General features: G+C 57.9%; 22 protein-coding genes and 2 pseudogenes. 6 read left to right on the top strand and 18 right to left on the bottom strand.

What is annotated here, in order from left to right; translation table 11 throughout:
* Positions 1-74 precede the first annotated feature (74 nt).
* Positions 75-506, top strand: coding sequence for a hypothetical protein (locus AC0V6Z_RS07705; RefSeq protein ID WP_472640744.1), 432 nt, complete (start codon positions 75-77; stop codon positions 504-506).
* A 55-nt stretch (positions 507-561) separates the two neighbouring features.
* Positions 562-1,356 carry an SDR family NAD(P)-dependent oxidoreductase gene (locus AC0V6Z_RS07700; RefSeq protein ID WP_472640743.1) on the top strand — a complete coding sequence of 265 codons (795 nt, stop codon included), beginning with the start codon at positions 562-564 and terminating at the stop codon, positions 1,354-1,356.
* 5 nt (positions 1,357-1,361) lie between these two features.
* Here the strand turns inward: AC0V6Z_RS07700 and AC0V6Z_RS07695 are convergent, their stop codons facing one another.
* Positions 1,362-3,059, bottom strand: a complete 1,698-nt coding sequence (locus tag AC0V6Z_RS07695; protein WP_472640742.1) for a serine hydrolase — start codon at positions 3,057-3,059, stop codon at positions 1,362-1,364.
* 3 nt (positions 3,060-3,062) lie between these two features.
* Positions 3,063-3,596 (bottom strand): J domain-containing protein, encoded by a 534-nt coding sequence (locus AC0V6Z_RS07690; protein WP_472640741.1) that lies wholly within the window; start codon positions 3,594-3,596, stop codon positions 3,063-3,065.
* 217 nt (positions 3,597-3,813) lie between these two features.
* Here AC0V6Z_RS07690 and AC0V6Z_RS07685 point away from each other — a divergent pair, with 217 nt between their 5' ends.
* Positions 3,814-3,984 (top strand): hypothetical protein, encoded by a 171-nt coding sequence (locus AC0V6Z_RS07685; RefSeq protein ID WP_472640740.1) that lies wholly within the window; start codon positions 3,814-3,816, stop codon positions 3,982-3,984.
* A gap of 51 nt (positions 3,985-4,035) precedes the next feature.
* Here the strand turns inward: AC0V6Z_RS07685 and pal are convergent, their stop codons facing one another.
* From pal to hisB, 14 genes and pseudogenes are all read right to left on the bottom strand, one after another.
* Positions 4,036-4,563, bottom strand: a complete 528-nt coding sequence (pal, locus tag AC0V6Z_RS07680; RefSeq protein WP_472640739.1) for a peptidoglycan-associated lipoprotein Pal — start codon at positions 4,561-4,563, stop codon at positions 4,036-4,038.
* A gap of 61 nt (positions 4,564-4,624) precedes the next feature.
* On the bottom strand, positions 4,625-6,031 hold the full coding sequence (tolB, locus tag AC0V6Z_RS07675) for a Tol-Pal system beta propeller repeat protein TolB (RefSeq protein ID WP_472640738.1): 1,407 nt from the start codon (positions 6,029-6,031) through the stop codon (positions 4,625-4,627).
* 174 nt (positions 6,032-6,205) lie between these two features.
* Entirely contained in the window at positions 6,206-6,838 is a 633-nt protein-coding gene (locus AC0V6Z_RS07670; RefSeq protein ID WP_472640737.1) for an energy transducer TonB, read from the bottom strand.
* Between the two features lie 12 nt (positions 6,839-6,850).
* Complete coding sequence (locus tag AC0V6Z_RS07665) at positions 6,851-7,297, bottom strand: ExbD/TolR family protein (protein ID WP_472640736.1); 447 nt, start codon at positions 7,295-7,297, stop codon at positions 6,851-6,853.
* Between the two features lie 139 nt (positions 7,298-7,436).
* Positions 7,437-8,147, bottom strand: coding sequence for a protein TolQ (gene tolQ / locus AC0V6Z_RS07660; protein ID WP_472640735.1), 711 nt, complete (start codon positions 8,145-8,147; stop codon positions 7,437-7,439).
* Positions 8,144-8,611 (bottom strand): YbgC/FadM family acyl-CoA thioesterase, encoded by a 468-nt coding sequence (locus tag AC0V6Z_RS07655; protein ID WP_472640734.1) that lies wholly within the window; start codon positions 8,609-8,611, stop codon positions 8,144-8,146. The genes tolQ and AC0V6Z_RS07655 overlap by 4 nt, the downstream gene beginning before the upstream one ends.
* Positions 8,612-8,711: 100 nt before the next feature.
* Positions 8,712-9,089 (bottom strand): histidine triad nucleotide-binding protein, encoded by a 378-nt coding sequence (locus AC0V6Z_RS07650; protein WP_472640873.1) that lies wholly within the window; start codon positions 9,087-9,089, stop codon positions 8,712-8,714.
* A 4-nt stretch (positions 9,090-9,093) separates the two neighbouring features.
* On the bottom strand, positions 9,094-9,414 hold the full coding sequence (locus AC0V6Z_RS07645; protein ID WP_472640733.1) for a phosphoribosyl-ATP diphosphatase: 321 nt from the start codon (positions 9,412-9,414) through the stop codon (positions 9,094-9,096).
* Between the two features lie 15 nt (positions 9,415-9,429).
* Positions 9,430-10,213 (bottom strand): annotated as a pseudogene (hisF, locus tag AC0V6Z_RS07640) (imidazole glycerol phosphate synthase subunit HisF).
* Between the two features lie 59 nt (positions 10,214-10,272).
* A complete protein-coding gene (locus tag AC0V6Z_RS07635) occupies positions 10,273-10,530 on the bottom strand; it encodes a hypothetical protein (protein WP_472640732.1) in 258 nt (85 codons plus the stop codon).
* Entirely contained in the window at positions 10,527-11,255 is a 729-nt protein-coding gene (gene hisA, locus AC0V6Z_RS07630; RefSeq protein WP_472640731.1) for a 1-(5-phosphoribosyl)-5-[(5-phosphoribosylamino)methylideneamino]imidazole-4-carboxamide isomerase, read from the bottom strand. Before hisA ends, AC0V6Z_RS07635 begins: the two co-directional genes overlap by 4 nt.
* Positions 11,256-11,397: 142 nt before the next feature.
* The gene (hisH, locus tag AC0V6Z_RS07625; protein ID WP_472640730.1) at positions 11,398-12,024 is read right to left on the bottom strand and encodes an imidazole glycerol phosphate synthase subunit HisH; all 627 of its coding nucleotides are present in this window, start codon (positions 12,022-12,024) and stop codon (positions 11,398-11,400) included.
* Entirely contained in the window at positions 12,021-12,398 is a 378-nt protein-coding gene (locus AC0V6Z_RS07620; protein ID WP_472640729.1) for a hypothetical protein, read from the bottom strand. The genes hisH and AC0V6Z_RS07620 overlap by 4 nt, the downstream gene beginning before the upstream one ends.
* A pseudogene (gene hisB, locus AC0V6Z_RS07615) lies at positions 12,391-12,997 on the bottom strand (imidazoleglycerol-phosphate dehydratase HisB). The gene AC0V6Z_RS07620 and the pseudogene hisB overlap by 8 nt, the downstream one beginning before the upstream one ends.
* Positions 12,998-13,119: 122 nt before the next feature.
* Between hisB and AC0V6Z_RS07610 the strand changes: the two are divergent.
* The 3 genes from AC0V6Z_RS07610 (at position 13,120) to gmk (ending at position 14,812) form a co-directional block, all read left to right on the top strand.
* Positions 13,120-13,623 (top strand): SspB family protein, encoded by a 504-nt coding sequence (locus AC0V6Z_RS07610; RefSeq protein ID WP_472640728.1) that lies wholly within the window; start codon positions 13,120-13,122, stop codon positions 13,621-13,623.
* 58 nt (positions 13,624-13,681) lie between these two features.
* Positions 13,682-14,086, top strand: a complete 405-nt coding sequence (locus AC0V6Z_RS07605) for a hypothetical protein (protein ID WP_486176461.1) — start codon at positions 13,682-13,684, stop codon at positions 14,084-14,086.
* 66 nt (positions 14,087-14,152) lie between these two features.
* Positions 14,153-14,812, top strand: a complete 660-nt coding sequence (gene gmk, locus AC0V6Z_RS07600; RefSeq protein ID WP_472640726.1) for a guanylate kinase — start codon at positions 14,153-14,155, stop codon at positions 14,810-14,812.
* Between the two features lie 42 nt (positions 14,813-14,854).
* Here the strand turns inward: gmk and AC0V6Z_RS07595 are convergent, their stop codons facing one another.
* Together AC0V6Z_RS07595 and AC0V6Z_RS07590 are read right to left on the bottom strand one after the other, a co-directional pair.
* Positions 14,855-15,499 carry a hypothetical protein gene (locus tag AC0V6Z_RS07595; protein WP_472640725.1) on the bottom strand — a complete coding sequence of 215 codons (645 nt, stop codon included), beginning with the start codon at positions 15,497-15,499 and terminating at the stop codon, positions 14,855-14,857.
* A gap of 90 nt (positions 15,500-15,589) precedes the next feature.
* Positions 15,590-16,393 carry an SDR family oxidoreductase gene (locus tag AC0V6Z_RS07590; RefSeq protein WP_472640872.1) on the bottom strand — a complete coding sequence of 268 codons (804 nt, stop codon included), beginning with the start codon at positions 16,391-16,393 and terminating at the stop codon, positions 15,590-15,592.
* Between the last annotated feature and the right edge of the window lie 21 nt (positions 16,394-16,414).

The following is a 16,414-nucleotide window of genomic DNA, read 5'->3' as shown; positions in this document are numbered from 1 at the left end:
GGACCATGTTTACGCTGGAGATAGTCCTGTATATTGCAGGAGGACTGTTGTTACTCGCTGCTGTAGGCTGTTACTTGAAGGACACCGGCCGGGTGGTTTTCCCAATTGTGCTGGCGTTGATCGGTGCGTTCATGTTTGCCGCCGATGAAGTCAGTGCGAGCCTGCCAGGCGGCGGGAGCGTGAAGCTGGTCCGGGAAGTGGCGGACCAATCAGCCGAAGCTGCCGATGCAATGCTGAAAGCATCAGAGAAGAACAGCGAAGCAATTTCGGCGATCAATACCGCGCTGACCGATTCCCAGGAGGCATTCGCCAGCTATCGCGAGGAAGTTAATGATCGCTTCGCTGCGCTCGATGAGCAACCGGTAGCCGCGCCGACGCAGCAATTCGAGCAATCACGCGCGGCGGTGCAGTCCAAAATCGACGCGGCAAACAGTGCAAATTCCGCAGCCAAAATCGAAAGCAAAGAACTCCGAAATCTGTCTCGCGGAATATTCCTAAGGCAATGACGCCGTTCCCTTGTTCGGCCCGCAGTGGTAAGACTGGATAACTAGGGAGAGGGACATGAGTGAGACACGTAAACCCGTATGCCTCGTAATCGGAGCGGGCGCTGGGATCGGCGGGCACACGGCGATGCGCTTTGCCGCTGGCGGCTATCACACAGTCCTTGCGCGGCGCAGCAACGAGGAAGGCCTTGCAAAGTTGGTCAACCAGATCGAGAAAGCGGGCGGCTCAGCCAGTGGCGTCCTGCTCAACGGCACCGAGGATGGTTCAATCGAAGAACTGACCCAGCGGATCGAACGCGACATAGGCCCGATCGACACCGCGCTCTACAATCTCGGCGCGCAAATCGGCAATCGCTCTCTTGCTGACACGCCGCACCGCACATTTGAGCTCGGTTGGAGGCTCGGCACCTATGGCCTGTTCCGGCTCGCCCATGCGATGTTCCCCGCGATGGTAGAGCGAAGGAAAGGCACGCTACTGGTCACCTCGGCGACCGCAGCCGTGCGCGGCAACACAGGCCAGCACAGCCACGCCGCGGCAATGGGCGGACGGCGTATGTTATGCCAAACGCTCAACGCAGAGTTCGGTCCGCAAGGCGTGCATGTGGCGCACATCGTGGTCGATGGCTCGGTTGATGCGCCCGACACGTTGGGCAAGCTGCTGGGCGACAAGTTTGAGGCCTATAAGGCGTCAAAGGGCGAAGACGGCGTGATCGATCCGGCAGCGCTGGCGGAGACATATTGGCACCTCGCGCAGCAGCCGAAAAATTGCTGGACGCATGAGATTGACGCGCGGCCATGGACCGACACTCCGTGGTGGAATGACAACCCAATTGCGGCGATTGACCGGAAGTAAGCTGGTTACCGTAGCTTTTCGAAAATCACATTTTCCGCAAGAGCGGCGGATACCAATGCGCCTGTCACTCGGCCATCGCCGTCACGTTGGAAAACGACTTCCTGCAGGCCAGAGCCGGGCCCTGTAAACGTGTCCGGGGCAAAGGCAGACAAGGCAATTGGCCCAAATCGCAAATGAAGGGCCGTGAGCGTGCCTTCGACAACACGAAATTCATATTGTGTCTGCAATTCTTCGCTGAAGAAGACCCCGGTGAATTCCTGCAAGTTTAGCGTTTCTGTATCGACCGGCGTGACGGTCGTCTTGTGAGCAGTCAGCTCACCGTTCAAACCAATCACATATTTGACTTCCTGCGCTTGCTCACCGGGCTCGTTGTCAAACCTTATCGAGAGCTGGCTTGCTGAGTTCAGAACGAATTCCCCTTTCCCAGATTGAGCAAGCGTCAGTTGCTGACCCGTTCCATAGGGCGAGAACTGCAGCTTGCCTTCGGCGTTAGATATATCGAACACCGCTCCGGGAAATAGCTCATAATAGCCAGCATAGCTGTCCAGCTCGCTTTGCGTTGCCTCGCTCCATTCCGGCTCCGGCGTTTTTTCAAAGTCAGCATTGTCTGCCAAATAGATATCCGTGAGTGCAAAGGCCGTCCCGGCTGCATCGAAGTCACTGCGATTGCTAAGCAGAGCGACCGAAAAATTCGCATCAGGCACGCGCAAAAGGAACGATCTAAACCCGGCGATACGCCCACCGTGCGACCATGTTTCGAGGCCATTGTGCACGCGCGATTCCTGCCCGCGAGACAGCAAAGAAACCTCGCCGCTTGCGGTGACGCCGCGCTGTTCCATTAACGCAAAGACGCGCTCATTTCCGACGGTCATCAAATTGAAATTCGCCGACCACTTCATCAGATCAGCTATCGTCGTGATCACCCCAGTGGACCCGACAATCTCGCGGTTGAGAATGCTTTTTGAAGTCCCCCGGCGAGACACGTTATAGGAATAGGCAACATTCGGCACCAAGGCGGACCGGTTGGTTTGAACCACCGTATTATCCATGTCAAGCGGCGCAAATATCACCTGTTCCAGATAGGCATCAAACGCTTGATCAGAGACCTTCTCAACGACCTTTGCCAACAGGGCATAGCCCGTATTGCTGTATTCGATCTGCTCCGCGGGTGAGAAATTGAGATCTCGCTGCCGCGCAATCATCGAGAACTGCTGATCCTGGGTTACAATGTCGTCTTCCAACCAACCTGCCATGAGCAGCAATGTGCCGACTTCTCGCAGGCCGCTCGTGTGGTCGAGTAACTGCGCGATAGTCATCTTTTCTGGCAAAGCGCTGAGGTCTGGCAGGATCTCTCGGACATCGTCGTCCAGATTAAGTCTACCCTCATCAACAAGGGTTGAGATCGCGAAGGCGGTAAATTGTTTCGAAAGGGATGCAGCATGAAATGCCGTCTTTTCCGAAATCGCTACATCATGCTCCAGATCGGCCGCCCCATATCCCCTTTGAAAGACTGTCTGGCCATCGGCGACAATGGCGACGGCAAGTCCCGGGTTCGCGGGATCATCCCACTTCGCAAGTAAGTCCCTTGCGGCGTCCCCCTTCGCCGACGCATCAGTGACTTCTTGCGCCTTAGCTGTGGGGGCCACCCCAAAATAAAGGCCAGTAGCTATCAGCCCGCACAGCACCCACCCAACAAATCGCATATTCTACCCCTTCCACTCCCGCCGTTCTTCCGCCTGGCGCAGCACTTCATAGGAAACCTGGATCGCTTGGAATTGCTGCGCAGCCTCTTCGTCGCCTGGCATCACATCAGGATGGACCAGTTTCGCCCTCGCCCGGTAGGCTTTCTTGATTGCCGCGAAATCGGCGTCCGCCTCTAACCCTAACAATTCCAGCGCGCGCATTTCATCATCGCTGCGGCTGCCATCGCCAGAGCCAGTCCAGCCGTAATGGCTTGCCTCAGCATAACCTGAACTTTCACGCCGTTCGTCTTTCGCGCGCTTCGCGGCTTCTTCTTTGTCGAGCCCTTCGAAATAGTCCCACTTGCGGTTGTATTCCGCCGCATGCTTTTGGCAAAAATGCCAGCGGTCTGGGCTGTTCGGTGATTTCGGCGCCGGGCATAGACCCGGATCGCCGCATCCATGTCGATCACATTCGCGCTGAGTCACCGCCTCGCGTGAGGAATCGTAAGATCTCCAGCGCGGAAAACCCCAGTCGTTTGATCGTCCTTTGCCGCTCATGCCAGCTGCCCTGCAGCGGCGCGACCAATGTTGTTTGTCGATGCCATTATCCGCTTAACCTAGGCGCGCTGGCGCACAAAGCAAAGCCAGTAGATCGCATATGAAGGAAGATTTTGAAATCAGTTGCGTATCGCAATGTTGCATCGCAATAAATCGTTCATATGTAAGCGCTAGAGCGCAGCCGAAGATAAACGCAAGCAAGAGACCCAAGACCGTTATGAGTCCACAACTCGCCATCTCGAGCACATTCGCAACATTCGCGATGGCTGCGCTGTGCGTATTGTCGGCAGGCGGCGAGATGAGCAGTGGGCCAAGCACAGTCCTCGCACCGGTCCAGGCCGAGCTTCCTTCGCTCGACCTGCCAGCTCTGGATTACTTGCTGCCATAAAGGCGCTGGCCCGGCGCGGAGCCGGGCAGCCACCTCTATGCAATTTTCAAATTAGTTAATTACGACGCTGGCCGCACGGCGGTTCTGCGCCCATGCCTCTGCGTTGGATCCAAGCGCAATCGGGCGCTCCTTACCAAAGCTGACCGTGCTGATCCGGTTTGCGGCAATGCCCAGGCTGACCAAATAATTCTTGGCTGAATTGGCCCGGCGTTCGCCCAGCGCGACGTTGTATTCGCGTGTGCCGCGCTCATCCGCATGGCCTTCAATCGTGATGGTTACTTGCGAGTACTGACCAAGATATTGTGCCTGTGTTTGCAGGGCCGCCGCATCGGTGCTGTCGATGTTGAAGCGGTCCGTGTCGAAATACACCACGGCATTGCTGCCAACGGCCTGTTCGAAATGCGCCTGTGTCCCAACACCTGGACCAGACGGAGCGGTGGAGGGGCCGCTCGTAGTTGGCGTAGCCGTTGCTTGCGGGGTCGGTGGCAGTTCCTCTGGTGCCTTTTTGGCGCAGGCGCCGAGCAAGGCGGTCGATGAAAGCACAGCGATCGCGATAATACGAGTATTAGGGATAGTCATGGCAAATCCTCTCTGGTTGCCGAGCGGGTCGGGGAGCCCGGCGGATGGTGAATAACATACCTCAGGGACGAATGGGTCCCCAAGCAGGGTCTGAAGCGTCAACCGGGGTTGGCAGGCGCCGTTCATTGCGCCCGGTCAGATCAACCTGATGCAGTCCCGACCGGCCCGAATTGCGCGCCGTGCGGAAGAATTGGATGATGCGGCCATTGGGTGCCCAAGTTGGTGCCTCATCTTGCCATCCGTTGGTAAGCACCCGAAGGTTACGACCAGCAGGCGTCATAACAGCAATATTAAAGTCGCCTGCGATCCGGGTGAAGGCAATCTGGTCTCCGCGCGGGCTCCATTCTGGCGTGGCGCAGCGACCGCCAAAGAAGGTGATGCGGCGCTGGCCAGAACCATCGGCATTCATGACATAGCATTGCTGCGAGCCGGAACGATCGCTCTCAAAAACGATCTTTTGCCCGTCGGGGGAATAGGATCCCCCCACATCAATACCGGGTGTGTTGGTAAGCCGCACGCTGCGCCCGCCATTGGCCGACACGCGGTAGATATCCGTGTTGCCATTCACCGCCATCGAATAGAGGATCGAGCGGCCATCCGGCGACCAGCGGGGCGCAAGTGTGGGATTGCCCGTATCCGCAACCAGTTTCTGCTTACCGGTGCCAATGTCATAGACATAGATGCGCGGATTGCCGTCGACATAAGACAAATAGAGCAGCTGAGAGTAATCCGGCGAATAGCGCGGTGTGAGCGCAGTTGCACTGCCCAGGGTCAGGAAGCGGTGGTTTGCGCCGTCACTGTCCATAATTGCGAGCCGCTTGACCCGTTTATCCTTCGGGCCAGTCTCAGCGATGTAAGCGATGCGGCTGTCAAAAAACGGGTTCTCTCCCGTCAAACGGGCATAGATAAGGTCAGAGCATTTGTGCGCAGCGCGGCGCCAATCCGCTGGACGCACGACCCAGCCTTCACGGATCAGCTCGTCTTGCAGGGCAACGTCATAGAGGTAGCACCCGACGACCAAGCGGCCATCATCGCGGGCCCTCACATATCCCTTCACCAGCATCTCTGCGCCGCGCCCGTTCCAACTGCTCCATGATGGTGCAGTGATCTGGGCAAAGCTCGGCTTGGGCAAAGCATCGGGGCCTGTTGGCTTGAAGATACCATTGTTGCGCAGGTTGGCCGTAATGACGCGGGCGATCTCTCCGCCCAATGCGCCTGTGCCGCTGGCGTTGGCCGGTGTCGAACGCTCCCGATCTGTGGCAAATGCAGGGATCGCAATGCCAAGATCCTGCCAATCGCTTTCATCGGTGACAGAGCCCGTCAGCCCGCCTTCTTCAGAGGCGTTTTCTTCGAAAGCTGTTTCAACATTGCCGCCTTCGCCCACTGGCTCACCCAAATCCTCGTTTTGAGCGGCGAGTGGGGCTGCGAAAAGAGCCAAGGAAAGTGCGAGATAAGATCTCATAATCATTAGAGCCTTCTGTCGAAACGCCATGCGGAAATGGTCTTCCACCCGTTGTAGAACTGATCGGGCAGATCGAAAGGGGCCGCAAGCTGAATTGCTCGAATCACACGTTCGCAATGCAAATTTGCCTGTGGCCGATTGGACGGGGTTATGCTGCTGCCAACGGTATTGCATTTGGGCTTAGCCACTCAATGAGCCATCCGGATTGAGCCGCCAAGAGGCGACCGAGACCAATTTCTCGGCATCGACACCTTGCGGCGCGGTCCAATGAGGGCGCAATTGCCGAGTGATCGCAGATCGCAAGGACGCCTGCGCACTCGCGCCGATCTGTGAAGCCGGGATGCGGGTGTCGTCCGTGGTCGTTGAGCTACCTGAACCGGGGAGAAAATCGCTGCCAATCCGGCTGCCACCGCGCGGGGTCGGGGTAGCTGAAGGCCGGGTGCGCGGTGTTTGTGTCGCGCGGGTGGTGGGGCGGGATGTCGGACGCGTTGTTGGCTGCACGGACGGCCGCGTCGGTTCGGGGTCGCTCTGCGCCTCGCTGGGCAGCTCCTCTGCCGTCGTAGGCGCGGGATCTTCCGCGAGCGTCGGCGCAATCGCAGCCCTGCTGTCTGCAACGGGATCCGGCGCGGTCGATTCTAGACTCACTTCGCTGGCCAGGCTAACCGTCATCCGCTCTGGGATCGGCATTGCATCATCGCGTACCGGCTGCAGCAGCATCACCGCGACAACGCCCACATGCAATGCCAGAGCGACCAGAAGGCCGATCCGTTCCTCGCTGCTAAACTGCGCTGGCTGCATGGTCTGCTCGCTCATCACTGTACCGGGCTATGGCGGCGAAACTGAACCGCTGGTGACCAGCGAGATCGAAGAAAAGCCCGCTCGGTTCAATTCACCCATCACAGCCATCACTCTGCCGTAATCAAGCGTGCGGTCGCCGCGTAGCACAATAGCCGACTGCTGACCGTCACCGCCGCGGTCAATCCGGGCCAAAGCCTCAGGAAAAGCACCCGGTTCGACCGCTGCATCATCAATGTAGATCACACCCGCGCCATCGACCGAAATAGTCACCTGCTCCGGCGTTTGATCGATCGGATTGGCACGACTTTCCGGCAGTTCAATCGGCACGCCAGAGGCGAGCAGCGGCGCTGTGACCATAAAGATGATGAGCAGCACAAGCATGACGTCGACGAACGGCGTGACGTTGATCTCCGCCATGGGCGCGCGCCGCGAACGACGCCCGCCGCGAGAGTTAGCGGCTAGCCCCATCCCCATTAGCTTATTTTCCTTCCGCACGCCCATCCGGGCGCGCGAACTCCTCGCTCATGCGGCCATAGGCCGCGTCGCTGCGGGCGGGCAGTCGCCCTTGCGGCTGCTGCGCAGCCGAACATCGCCAATCGCAAACCCCGCTCCGTCATGCCTTATCCAGTTCCCTACTCAGGCCCGCATGGAAGCGGTCCGCAAAACGCTGCAATCGCGCCTCAAACCGATTCACCCTATTGCTGAAACGGTTGTACCCAATCACTGCCGGGATCGCCGCGAACAGGCCTATCGCGGTTGCAAACAGCGCCTCGGAAATGCCCGGCGCGACCACAGCCAGCGACGAACTTTCCTGAGCGCCGATTTGGAAGAAGCTGTTCATGATGCCCCAGACCGTGCCGAACAGACCAACAAATGGTGCGACCGATCCGGTCGTGGCGAGGAAGTTAAGCCGCGCAGCAAGCTCGTCTGCTTCAAATGCAACCTGGCTCTCCATCGCCGCGCCAATCCGCTGGCGCGCAGCATCCCGGTCAACGTTGGAGGATTGGGTCGACATCTTCCATTCGCGCAGGCCTTTGGCGGCAACCCGGGCGGAGGCGACCTCTTTCTGAGTGCGTTTACCCAGCACCGCCTCATGGTCGCTGGTCTCGAAGAAATCCTCTTCATAGCCGCGCGCCTTGCGCTCCATCCCGCCGATCCGCAGGCTGAAGGAGACGATGATCATCCATACCCAGATGCTGGCAAGGATCAGACCAGCCATCACCAATTGCACAACAATATCGGCGTCCAGAAACAGCTCAACCGGATCGAGCCGGGTGGGTGCGGCAGCAGCGGCGCTCGCCGCAAGCGATGAGAAAATCGTCATTTAGCCTCTTTGTCCATGAAGTTCTGAAAGGCCGCTCGCCAAGCATCAGGCTGGCGCTTTGGACGACCTTCGAGCGAGATAAAGCCGACGCGCAAATGCGCCTCGCACAGGGTTTCTTCGCCGCGTTTTGCCAGTTGATGCATGCGGCAACTCGCCGCGCCCAGTTCTGTGCATATGGTGACAAGCACCACATCATCATCTAGCTTGGCCGGGCGCAGATATTTCAGATTGATCTCGGACACGGCATAGGCGCCCTCGTCCGCTTCGATCGCGGCGCGCTGATCGATTTCGAGCATACGCAGCAAATCAGAACGCGCACGCTCAAACCAGCGCAGATAATTCGCGTGATAAGTGATCCCCGACAGGTCTGTGTCCTCGTAATAGACGCGCACCGCATAAAGGTGGCGCGGCCCATCAAAGACGCCGCCCGGAAGATTCAAAGACTGCGGATTGGGGTTAACCATGGTGCAAACCGTCTAACGCAGCGGGGATTCGCTGGGAAGTGGGCTTTTCAACCTCGGTGATGAATGGCGGTGAAACGAGTCTTATCTGCGACAGAATTGGTTACGCGCTGATCATCCGGCCCAGCGGTTGACCGCCAAAAATGTGCACATGCAGGTGCGGAACCTCTTGCCCACCATGCGCGCCGATATTGGCGAGTAGGCGGTATCCCGGTTCCACCAGCCCCTTGGCCCGAGCGACTGTGCCAACCGCACGGACAAATCCGCCGATCTCTGGGTCTGACGCCTTGGCCGAAAAATCGTCCCAACTGACATAACGCCCTTTTGGAATCACCAGCGTGTGGATCTCTGCCTGCGGATTGATGTCCTCAAAGGCAAAGGCCCACTCATCCTCATAAACCTTGGTCGAGGGGATTTCGCCGCGCAGGATTTTGGCGAAGATGTTCGCATCATCATACGGCAAGGTCGCATCAATCGGCATATGACTACTCCCGAGAGGCTTTTTCATCGAGGCCAGAGACACCTTCGCGCCGGTCGAGCTCAGCCATCACATCGCCAATCGCAATGCCCTTATGATCCAACAGAACCATAAGGTGGAACAGCAGATCTGCCGCCTCACCAACCAGCGCATCATCGCCTTCGCTCAACGCGGCAATGATCGTCTCGGTAGCCTCCTCGCCCAGCTTTTGCGCGATCTTGCCCAGCCCCTTTGCATTGAGGCTGGCGACATAGCTCGCATCCGGCGCGGCGTCTGCACGCGCTGCAATCGTCTGCTCCAGGCGGTCAAGAGTGCTCGGCGTATCCATACGCTATCCTTTTGCCTAAACGCCGCGTGCGGGCAAGCCAGCGGCTCTTAACGCCTCATGCGCCTCAGAGACGGTGTGCTCGCCAAAATGGAAGATTGATGCGGCCAAAACGGCGCTCGCATGGCCTTTGGTCACGCCCTCCACCAGATGATCGAGTGTGCCCACCCCGCCGCTTGCAATCACAGGCACACTGACTTTGTCCGCGATTGTACGGATCAATTCCAGATCATACCCGGCCTTGGTCCCATCGCCGTCCATGCTGGTGACCAGCAGTTCACCTGCGCCGAGATCAGCGACTTTCTGGGCATAAGCGACTGCATCAATGCCGGTTGGTTTGCGCCCGCCATGGGTGAAAATCTCCCACTGCGGCACCGCCTCGCCAATCGGCAGGATGACCCGACGCGCGTCCACGCTGGCAACGACGCATTGGCTGCCAAACCGTGCGGCTATCTGGCTCACCAGCTCTGGCCGGGCAACTGCGGCAGAATTGATCGCGACTTTGTCTGCACCTGCGAGCAGCAATTCACGCGCGTCCTCAACGCTGCGAACCCCGCCGCCAACGGTCAATGGCATGAAGCACACTTCTGCCGTGCGGCGCACCATATCGAGCAGCGTGCCGCGCCCTTCATGACTGGCAGAAATGTCGAGAAAACACAGCTCATCCGCGCCTAGCCGCATCATAGGCGCGCGCCTGCTCAACGGGATCGCCGGCATCTTTGAGATCGACGAAATTGACGCCTTTAACCACACGGCCGTCTGCCACATCAAGGCAGGGTATGACGCGGATACGGACGGTCATTGAGTATTCTCCGCAGGTGCCGTGAGAGATAGAGAGAGAAGACTCATAAACCTCATGGTCTAGGCCCGCTCTAACACAACAGAAACACCATAAATCCAAACCACCGTCAGCGCGGCAAACACGGCAATCATAGACCAAAAGGCGACCGGCCTTTCATCTTCTGTCAAACTGAAAATTCGCCTTGCGAAAACGCTCTTAGCTATCATCAAAACGAACAGCAAAGCGGGTAAATACGAAACTTGATCTAGCCCGATCAGGATGACCGACCCGACGCAAACAAGCATCACCAGAGCGATTTCACGTAAAGTTAAGGTCATGCCCGCTCTGCCATCGCAATAGCTGCTGCAAGATCAAGCTTACCTTCGTACAGGGCACGGCCTGTAATTACGCCTTCGATACCCTCTTGTGCATGCAGCGACAGGACGTGAATATCGTCTAAGCCCTTCACGCCTCCGCTGGCGATCACAGGAATATCCACCTGCCGCGCGAGTTCCAGCGTCGCGTCGATATTCGCGCCTTTGAGCAGGCCATCGCGGCCAATATCGGTGAACAGCAGGCTAGCGACGCCTGCGTCCTCAAACCGGCGAGCGAGATCAACGACGGGCACATCGGAGACATCGGCCCAGCCTTCGGTCGCGACCATGCCGTCTTTGGCATCCACCGCGACGACAATACCGCCTTCCCATTCCCGCGCCATCTCTTTAACAAATTCGGGGTTCTTCAGCGCAGCAGAGCCCATCACCACGCGCGAGACGCCGAGCTTGAACCAGCCTTCCACGCCGACCGCATCGCGGATACCCCCGCCCAATTGCACATGGCCGGGAAAGGCTGCGATGATGGCTTCGACCGCTTCGCGGTTTTCCGTCCGCCCGGCAAAACTGCCGTCGAGATCGACCACATGCAGGTGCTGCGCGCCGCTTTCGGCAAACAGCTGCGCTTGAGCGGCAGGGTTATCGCCATAGACGGTCGCGCGATCCATATCGCCCTCGGCCAGACGCACGACTTCGCCGTTCTTAAGATCGATGGCAGGAAAGATAATCATTGGAGGTGCTTTCTTGGGCGTTGCCGCAGCCAGCCCGCGCCCTCCACCCTTCCACCCGGATTATCACGCCGGGTCACTATCCGGGTGGAAGGGTGGAGGGCGCGGGTGGCTAGGTTACGAGTTTTATCGAGCCACAGAAGATTCAAGGCATCCATCGCAGGAACCTCTCTAATGTCTCCAGCCCATAAGACTGGCTCTTTTCCGGGTGGAATTGCACGCCAAGCATATTTTCCTTGGCAACCGCCGCCACAAGCCCTTCACCATGATCGGTCAGAGCGGCAATGTGCTGCGGGTCTTCCGCGGCGAAGTGGTAGGAATGGAGAAAATAGGCCTCGCCCTCCTCCACTACATGATGGCTGCGCGCATGCGGCAGCAATGCTACATCGTTCCAGCCCATATGCGGCACTTTGATCGTCGGGTCAGTCGGTTCGATCAGCCGCACTTCGCCGGGAATCCAGCCAAGTCCAGCGGTTGTCCCGTGCTCAAGTCCGCGATTGCAGAGTAGCTGCATGCCGACACAAATGCCCAGGAACGGCGCGCCGCCCACTTGCACGCGCTCTGTCATCGCCTCCACCATGCCGGGAATGGCGTGCAAGCCCTCAGCGCAGGCTTTGAACGAGCCAACACCGGGCAGGACAATCCGATCCGCCGCGCGCACCACGTTTGGGTTGGCAGTCACCTCGACCGTTGCCCCAACCGCTTTCAAAGCATTGTGAACAGAGTGAAGGTTGCCCGCGCCGTAATCGATAAGAGCTGTAATCTCGCTCATGCCGGATGCTTATCCGGCGACCAAAGCATGATCCTCAGTGGAACAATCGCAAGGCCAAAGGTCAAAATTGCACTACCTAGCGGCAATGATAGTAACGTACCCAAAGCCAGAACGCTGCTCACTTTGCCGACCCAGATCTCTTCCGCTTGCCATGGAAACCGTATTGAAGTGCGGTTGTCAGCTAGAGCAATTTTCAAGATTGCGAGCAACGCGCCAAGAGCAGCGAAGGCAAGAGGAAGGACGAACCTTGCCATAACATACTCCTCTGTCGAACTCGTATTTTCAATTGCAGTCTGACCGATTAACAAGCCCAGAAAACAAGACGCCAACGGATACTTTAAGAGACGTGACCAATCACGTTCTTTCTCACCCACCGAGCTGCCCCTTGGTGCTAGGGATTGCGCTCAGCCTTGCGCGAGTCTTGCTCCACCGCGACCCGCATAGCGCGGGCAAAGCCTTTATAGACCGCCTCGCAAATGTGGTGGTTGTTGCTGCCATAGAGCAGCTCCACATGCAGCGTGATGCCAGCGGTCTGCGCGACCGATTGGAACCAGTGCTCGATCAGTTCCGTGTCCCACTCGCCCAATTTTTCCTGAGTAAAGCCAGCGTTCCAAACCAGAAATGGTCGGCCAGAAATGTCGAGCGCAACGCGCGCCAATGTCTCATCCATAGGGGAATAGGCGCTGCCATAACGGCCAATTCCGGCCTTATCGCCCAGCGCATCGGACAATGCCTGACCCAGCGCAATCGCGCTGTCTTCCGTCGTGTGGTGCTGATCCACATGCAGATCGCCCACCACCTTCATCGACACATCGATCAGGGAATGCTTGGCAAATTGCTCGACCATATGATCGAGAAACCCAATGCCGGTGAAGATGTCATAAGCGCCAGTGCCATCGAGATTGACCGTAATGGCAATCTCGGTTTCCGCCGTTTTGCGCTCTATCGTGCCTGTGCGAGCTGTTTTTTGCATAAAACGCGCTATAGGCGCACCGCAAATTGAAGCAAGCGCTCGCACACTACTGGGCGTAACTGCCAAGTTAAGTTACCAATTTGCTTGACCAGCGCGGCGCGCCTCGCCACCCTTTAAGCATAATGACCGAAGATACCCCCGATAGCCTGATCCCCTATGATGAGATCGTCCAAGAGGCACTGCGCGCCGTGGTTGGCCGCGTGCTTGGCGAAATTGTCGCTGGAGGCAGCGAGCTTCCTGGCACGCATCATTTCTACATCACCTTCAAAACCGAGGCGCCTGGGGTCTCGATACCGCCGCACCTGCACGAACGGTTCCCGGATGAAATGACCATCGTGCTGCAAAACAAATTTTGGGATTTGGAAGTCACCGACGAAGGTTTCTCCGTGGGACTGTCATTCAATCAGATCCCGGCCAAACTGTCCGTACCATTTGCCTCGATCACCGCATTTGTCGATCCGGCCGTGGATTTCGGCCTGCAATTCCAGGCGACGGTCGCCGATATGGCTCCTGAAGAGCATGAGGACGCCGAAAACGACCTCATCGAAAGTGATGGCGAGGAAGCGGCCGAGGGCGCAGATGATGGCTCTAACGTGGTCACAGTGGATTTCGGGCGCAAGAAATAGCAGCTCTGTCCAAAGGGCAAGGCGGATCAATGGCGCACACCCGTGCATTGAGTGAATGATGAGCAGTTTAAAAGAACCATCACGGAACTTGGTCCCCGCTTCGTCATCCGATGATGAGAACGGAGAGGTTCGCGTGCTCGGCCCCAGCACCAACCCGGCGACAAACCTGCTGATCGCGGATGTTGTGCTGCGCGGGGCCTCCACCCTGTTTCGCAAGCAAGCGGAAAAGGGCATCGTTAGCGCCAGCGAGGACGAGCAAGGCGCACGTGACATGCTGGACGGGCGCGGGATTTTGACCACTTTGGCGCTTTACGGTGCCAGCAAACTCGCCACGCGTTCCGTGCCGGGCCTTGCGATTGTGGCGGGCGGGTTGCTGGCCAAGACGCTGTATGATCGTGGAAAATCGGTCGAACTGCGGCGCAGCGCACGCTCAAAAGAGAGTGCAAACGAACCCTTGGACTAAGGCCAATCTTGCCCGTGCGCGGTCACAAGACTTGATTTAACCGCCCAGTTTGCGGCATCGGGCCGCATGGGCGACACACCACAGCATACCAATAATGATCCCGGCCACCTCAATCGCCGCGGCTTAATGTTCATTCTTTCCTCGCCGTCGGGCGCGGGCAAAACGACTTTGTCACGCATGCTGCTGGAGGCGGATCCGGAAATCGCCTTGTCCGTCTCGGCCACAACGCGCCCGCCGCGCAAGGGAGAGATTGACGGCGTACACTATCACTTCGTCTCGGACGCGAAGTTCGATCAAATGGTCGAAGAGGACGACTTTTACGAATGGGCCCCGGTGTTCGATCACCGCTATGGAACGCCCAAAGGGCTGATCCGCAACGCTTTGAAAGAGGGGCAGGATTTTCTGTTCGACATTGATTGGCAAGGCACGCAGCAACTCTACCAAAAGGACCAACAAGACGTGGTCAGCGTGTTTATCCTGCCGCCAAGTCTCGAAGAGCTGCGTCGCCGTCTGGAGGAGCGTGCCACCGATAGCGGCGACGTGATCGATGGTCGGATGGAGCGCGCGCGCGGCGAGATCAGCCATTGGGCTGAATATGACTATGTAGTGATCAACGATGATGTCGATGCATGCTTTGCCAAGGTTCGCGAGATTTTGGACGCAGAGCGCATGCGCCGCACACGGCAGACGGGCCTTATCCCGTTTGTGCGCGAACTGATGGGGTAAATGCGTTCCCGCTTGGCCGCAAACGACCAAGCAAGCACAGGCCTAGATCGTATTGCGGTCTTCCAATTGTTCCAGCAATTCCCTCAGCTGCTCGCCAAGAATTGCGCCGCTATCGCCGCCGCCATAATTCAACGCACCGCTTGAAAAAGTGGTGCCAAATGTGTCGGCCAAAGCGTGTGTTTGCAACACGCCAGAGGCGAAATCGCGCGTTGTCAGCGTGTCGAGCGGATGAATGTAAGCGCTCCACACCAGATTTTGCGCCACCGCGTAACGTGCATCGAGAGCAGTATCGAAGTTCGCCTGCATCAGGCGCTGCATCGCGCCCTCTGGCAAATCCGAAACAGCGGCGATGGGAGTGATCACTCGCATGCGGCCCTGGCTGGTATCGGTCACCACCAGGATTGTCCGCTCCTGGAGGGTGAACTGCCAAGAATTGCCGGTACGCTGCGCATCTCCATCTAGCGCGCCGATCACTTCATCCATCTGGTCGAGCACTGCTTTGAGCTCTTCGCTGACCTCTGGAGTTGCCTCAGGGGCCTCACCCTCCTCTGGCGCAGGTTCACTAAAATCAGGGGCCGGTTCAACATCTTGTGCATCGGCATAGGGAGCCGCTGCAATGCCCAGCCCTAGAAAGATCGCGAGCGAAGCCGCTTGGATAAGCTGATAGCGGCGTTTGTGTTTGGGCATGGTGTAATCCTCCGGCAGGCGCATCTCTTACATCTCAATTCGAAAGGGGCGTGCCGAAGGTTACAAGTTTCGGGTCCATAAAGGCCGCGACTAGCCAGCAGGATCGTTGAACATACTCGGCAGCGACGCGTTTACGACCCCGCCATCAACCGTCACTGTGTCGCCGACGACATAATCGCCAGCGCGGCTGCACAGATAGATAGCAGCGGCAGCCATATCTTCCTTCGTGCCGACACGTTTGGATGGGATCATCGCCGCCGATGCATCTGGCGCATTCTTGGCGGCTTTGTTCATCTCGCTCGGGAACGCGCCAGGCGCGATCGAAGTGACAATGATATTGTCTTGGATCAGACGCGCGGCCATCCGCTTGGTCAGCTGAATAACGGCGGCCTTCGATGCCTGGTACGGATAGGTTTCCCACGGATTGATCCGCTGACCATCAATTGATGAGACATGGATCACCTTTGCCGGGTGATCGCCCTTGCCGCCTGCAACCAGCAGATCGTGCAGCTTCTGCGTGAGGAAGAACGGTGTTTTGACGTTCAGGTCCATCGTGCGGTGCCAGCCCGCCTCGCTGAACTCCAGATAAGGCTGGCCCCAAGCAGCGCCTGCATTGTTGATCAGAATATCAAGCTTGTCCTCGCGCTTCGTCATCTCATCGGCGAGGCTCTGAATCCCATCCATCTGGCTGAGGTCAGCAGGAATGCCGATCACTTTGTCTTCGCCAAACTCGGCGATGGTTTCCTGCATCTGCTCCACTTTGCGCGCCGAGATGTATACCCGAGAGCAGCCCGCAGACAGCAGCCCCTCAACAAACATTTTGCCAATGCCGCGGCTGCCACCGGTCACCAGAGCAACGCGGCCATTAAGGCTAAACAGGGCGTTCATATCCATCATAATTCTTGCTCCAATTGG

The sequence above is a fragment of the Erythrobacter sp. SN6-5 genome (genome assembly GCF_057364945.1).
This window is presented reverse-complemented; position numbering and strand designations above follow the sequence as displayed.

What these genes read in the sequence shown, in the direction of transcription:
- AC0V6Z_RS07655 (WP_472640734.1), bottom strand. Translation starts at nt 8,611, where the DNA reads ATGGTTAACCCCAATCCGCAGTCTTTGAATCTTCCGGGCGGCGTCTTT.
- gmk (WP_472640726.1), top strand. Translation starts at nt 14,153, where the DNA reads ATGGGCGACACACCACAGCATACCAATAATGATCCCGGCCACCTCAAT.
- tolB (WP_472640738.1), bottom strand. Translation starts at nt 6,031, where the DNA reads ATGATTATGAGATCTTATCTCGCACTTTCCTTGGCTCTTTTCGCAGCC.
- AC0V6Z_RS07650 (WP_472640873.1), bottom strand. Translation starts at nt 9,089, where the DNA reads ATGCCGATTGATGCGACCTTGCCGTATGATGATGCGAACATCTTCGCC.
- AC0V6Z_RS07635 (WP_472640732.1), bottom strand. Translation starts at nt 10,530, where the DNA reads ATGACCTTAACTTTACGTGAAATCGCTCTGGTGATGCTTGTTTGCGTC.
- AC0V6Z_RS07670 (WP_472640737.1), bottom strand. Translation starts at nt 6,838, where the DNA reads ATGAGCGAGCAGACCATGCAGCCAGCGCAGTTTAGCAGCGAGGAACGG.
- hisH (WP_472640730.1), bottom strand. Translation starts at nt 12,024, where the DNA reads ATGAGCGAGATTACAGCTCTTATCGATTACGGCGCGGGCAACCTTCAC.
- AC0V6Z_RS07605 (WP_486176461.1), top strand. Translation starts at nt 13,682, where the DNA reads ATGAGCAGTTTAAAAGAACCATCACGGAACTTGGTCCCCGCTTCGTCA.
- AC0V6Z_RS07595 (WP_472640725.1), bottom strand. Translation starts at nt 15,499, where the DNA reads ATGCCCAAACACAAACGCCGCTATCAGCTTATCCAAGCGGCTTCGCTC.
- pal (WP_472640739.1), bottom strand. Translation starts at nt 4,563, where the DNA reads ATGACTATCCCTAATACTCGTATTATCGCGATCGCTGTGCTTTCATCG.
- AC0V6Z_RS07665 (WP_472640736.1), bottom strand. Translation starts at nt 7,297, where the DNA reads ATGGGGATGGGGCTAGCCGCTAACTCTCGCGGCGGGCGTCGTTCGCGG.
- AC0V6Z_RS07590 (WP_472640872.1), bottom strand. Translation starts at nt 16,393, where the DNA reads ATGGATATGAACGCCCTGTTTAGCCTTAATGGCCGCGTTGCTCTGGTG.
- hisA (WP_472640731.1), bottom strand. Translation starts at nt 11,255, where the DNA reads ATGATTATCTTTCCTGCCATCGATCTTAAGAACGGCGAAGTCGTGCGT.
- AC0V6Z_RS07610 (WP_472640728.1), top strand. Translation starts at nt 13,120, where the DNA reads ATGACCGAAGATACCCCCGATAGCCTGATCCCCTATGATGAGATCGTC.
- AC0V6Z_RS07685 (WP_472640740.1), top strand. Translation starts at nt 3,814, where the DNA reads ATGAGTCCACAACTCGCCATCTCGAGCACATTCGCAACATTCGCGATG.
- tolQ (WP_472640735.1), bottom strand. Translation starts at nt 8,147, where the DNA reads ATGACGATTTTCTCATCGCTTGCGGCGAGCGCCGCTGCTGCCGCACCC.
- AC0V6Z_RS07700 (WP_472640743.1), top strand. Translation starts at nt 562, where the DNA reads ATGAGTGAGACACGTAAACCCGTATGCCTCGTAATCGGAGCGGGCGCT.
- AC0V6Z_RS07695 (WP_472640742.1), bottom strand. Translation starts at nt 3,059, where the DNA reads ATGCGATTTGTTGGGTGGGTGCTGTGCGGGCTGATAGCTACTGGCCTT.
- AC0V6Z_RS07645 (WP_472640733.1), bottom strand. Translation starts at nt 9,414, where the DNA reads ATGGATACGCCGAGCACTCTTGACCGCCTGGAGCAGACGATTGCAGCG.
- AC0V6Z_RS07690 (WP_472640741.1), bottom strand. Translation starts at nt 3,596, where the DNA reads ATGAGCGGCAAAGGACGATCAAACGACTGGGGTTTTCCGCGCTGGAGA.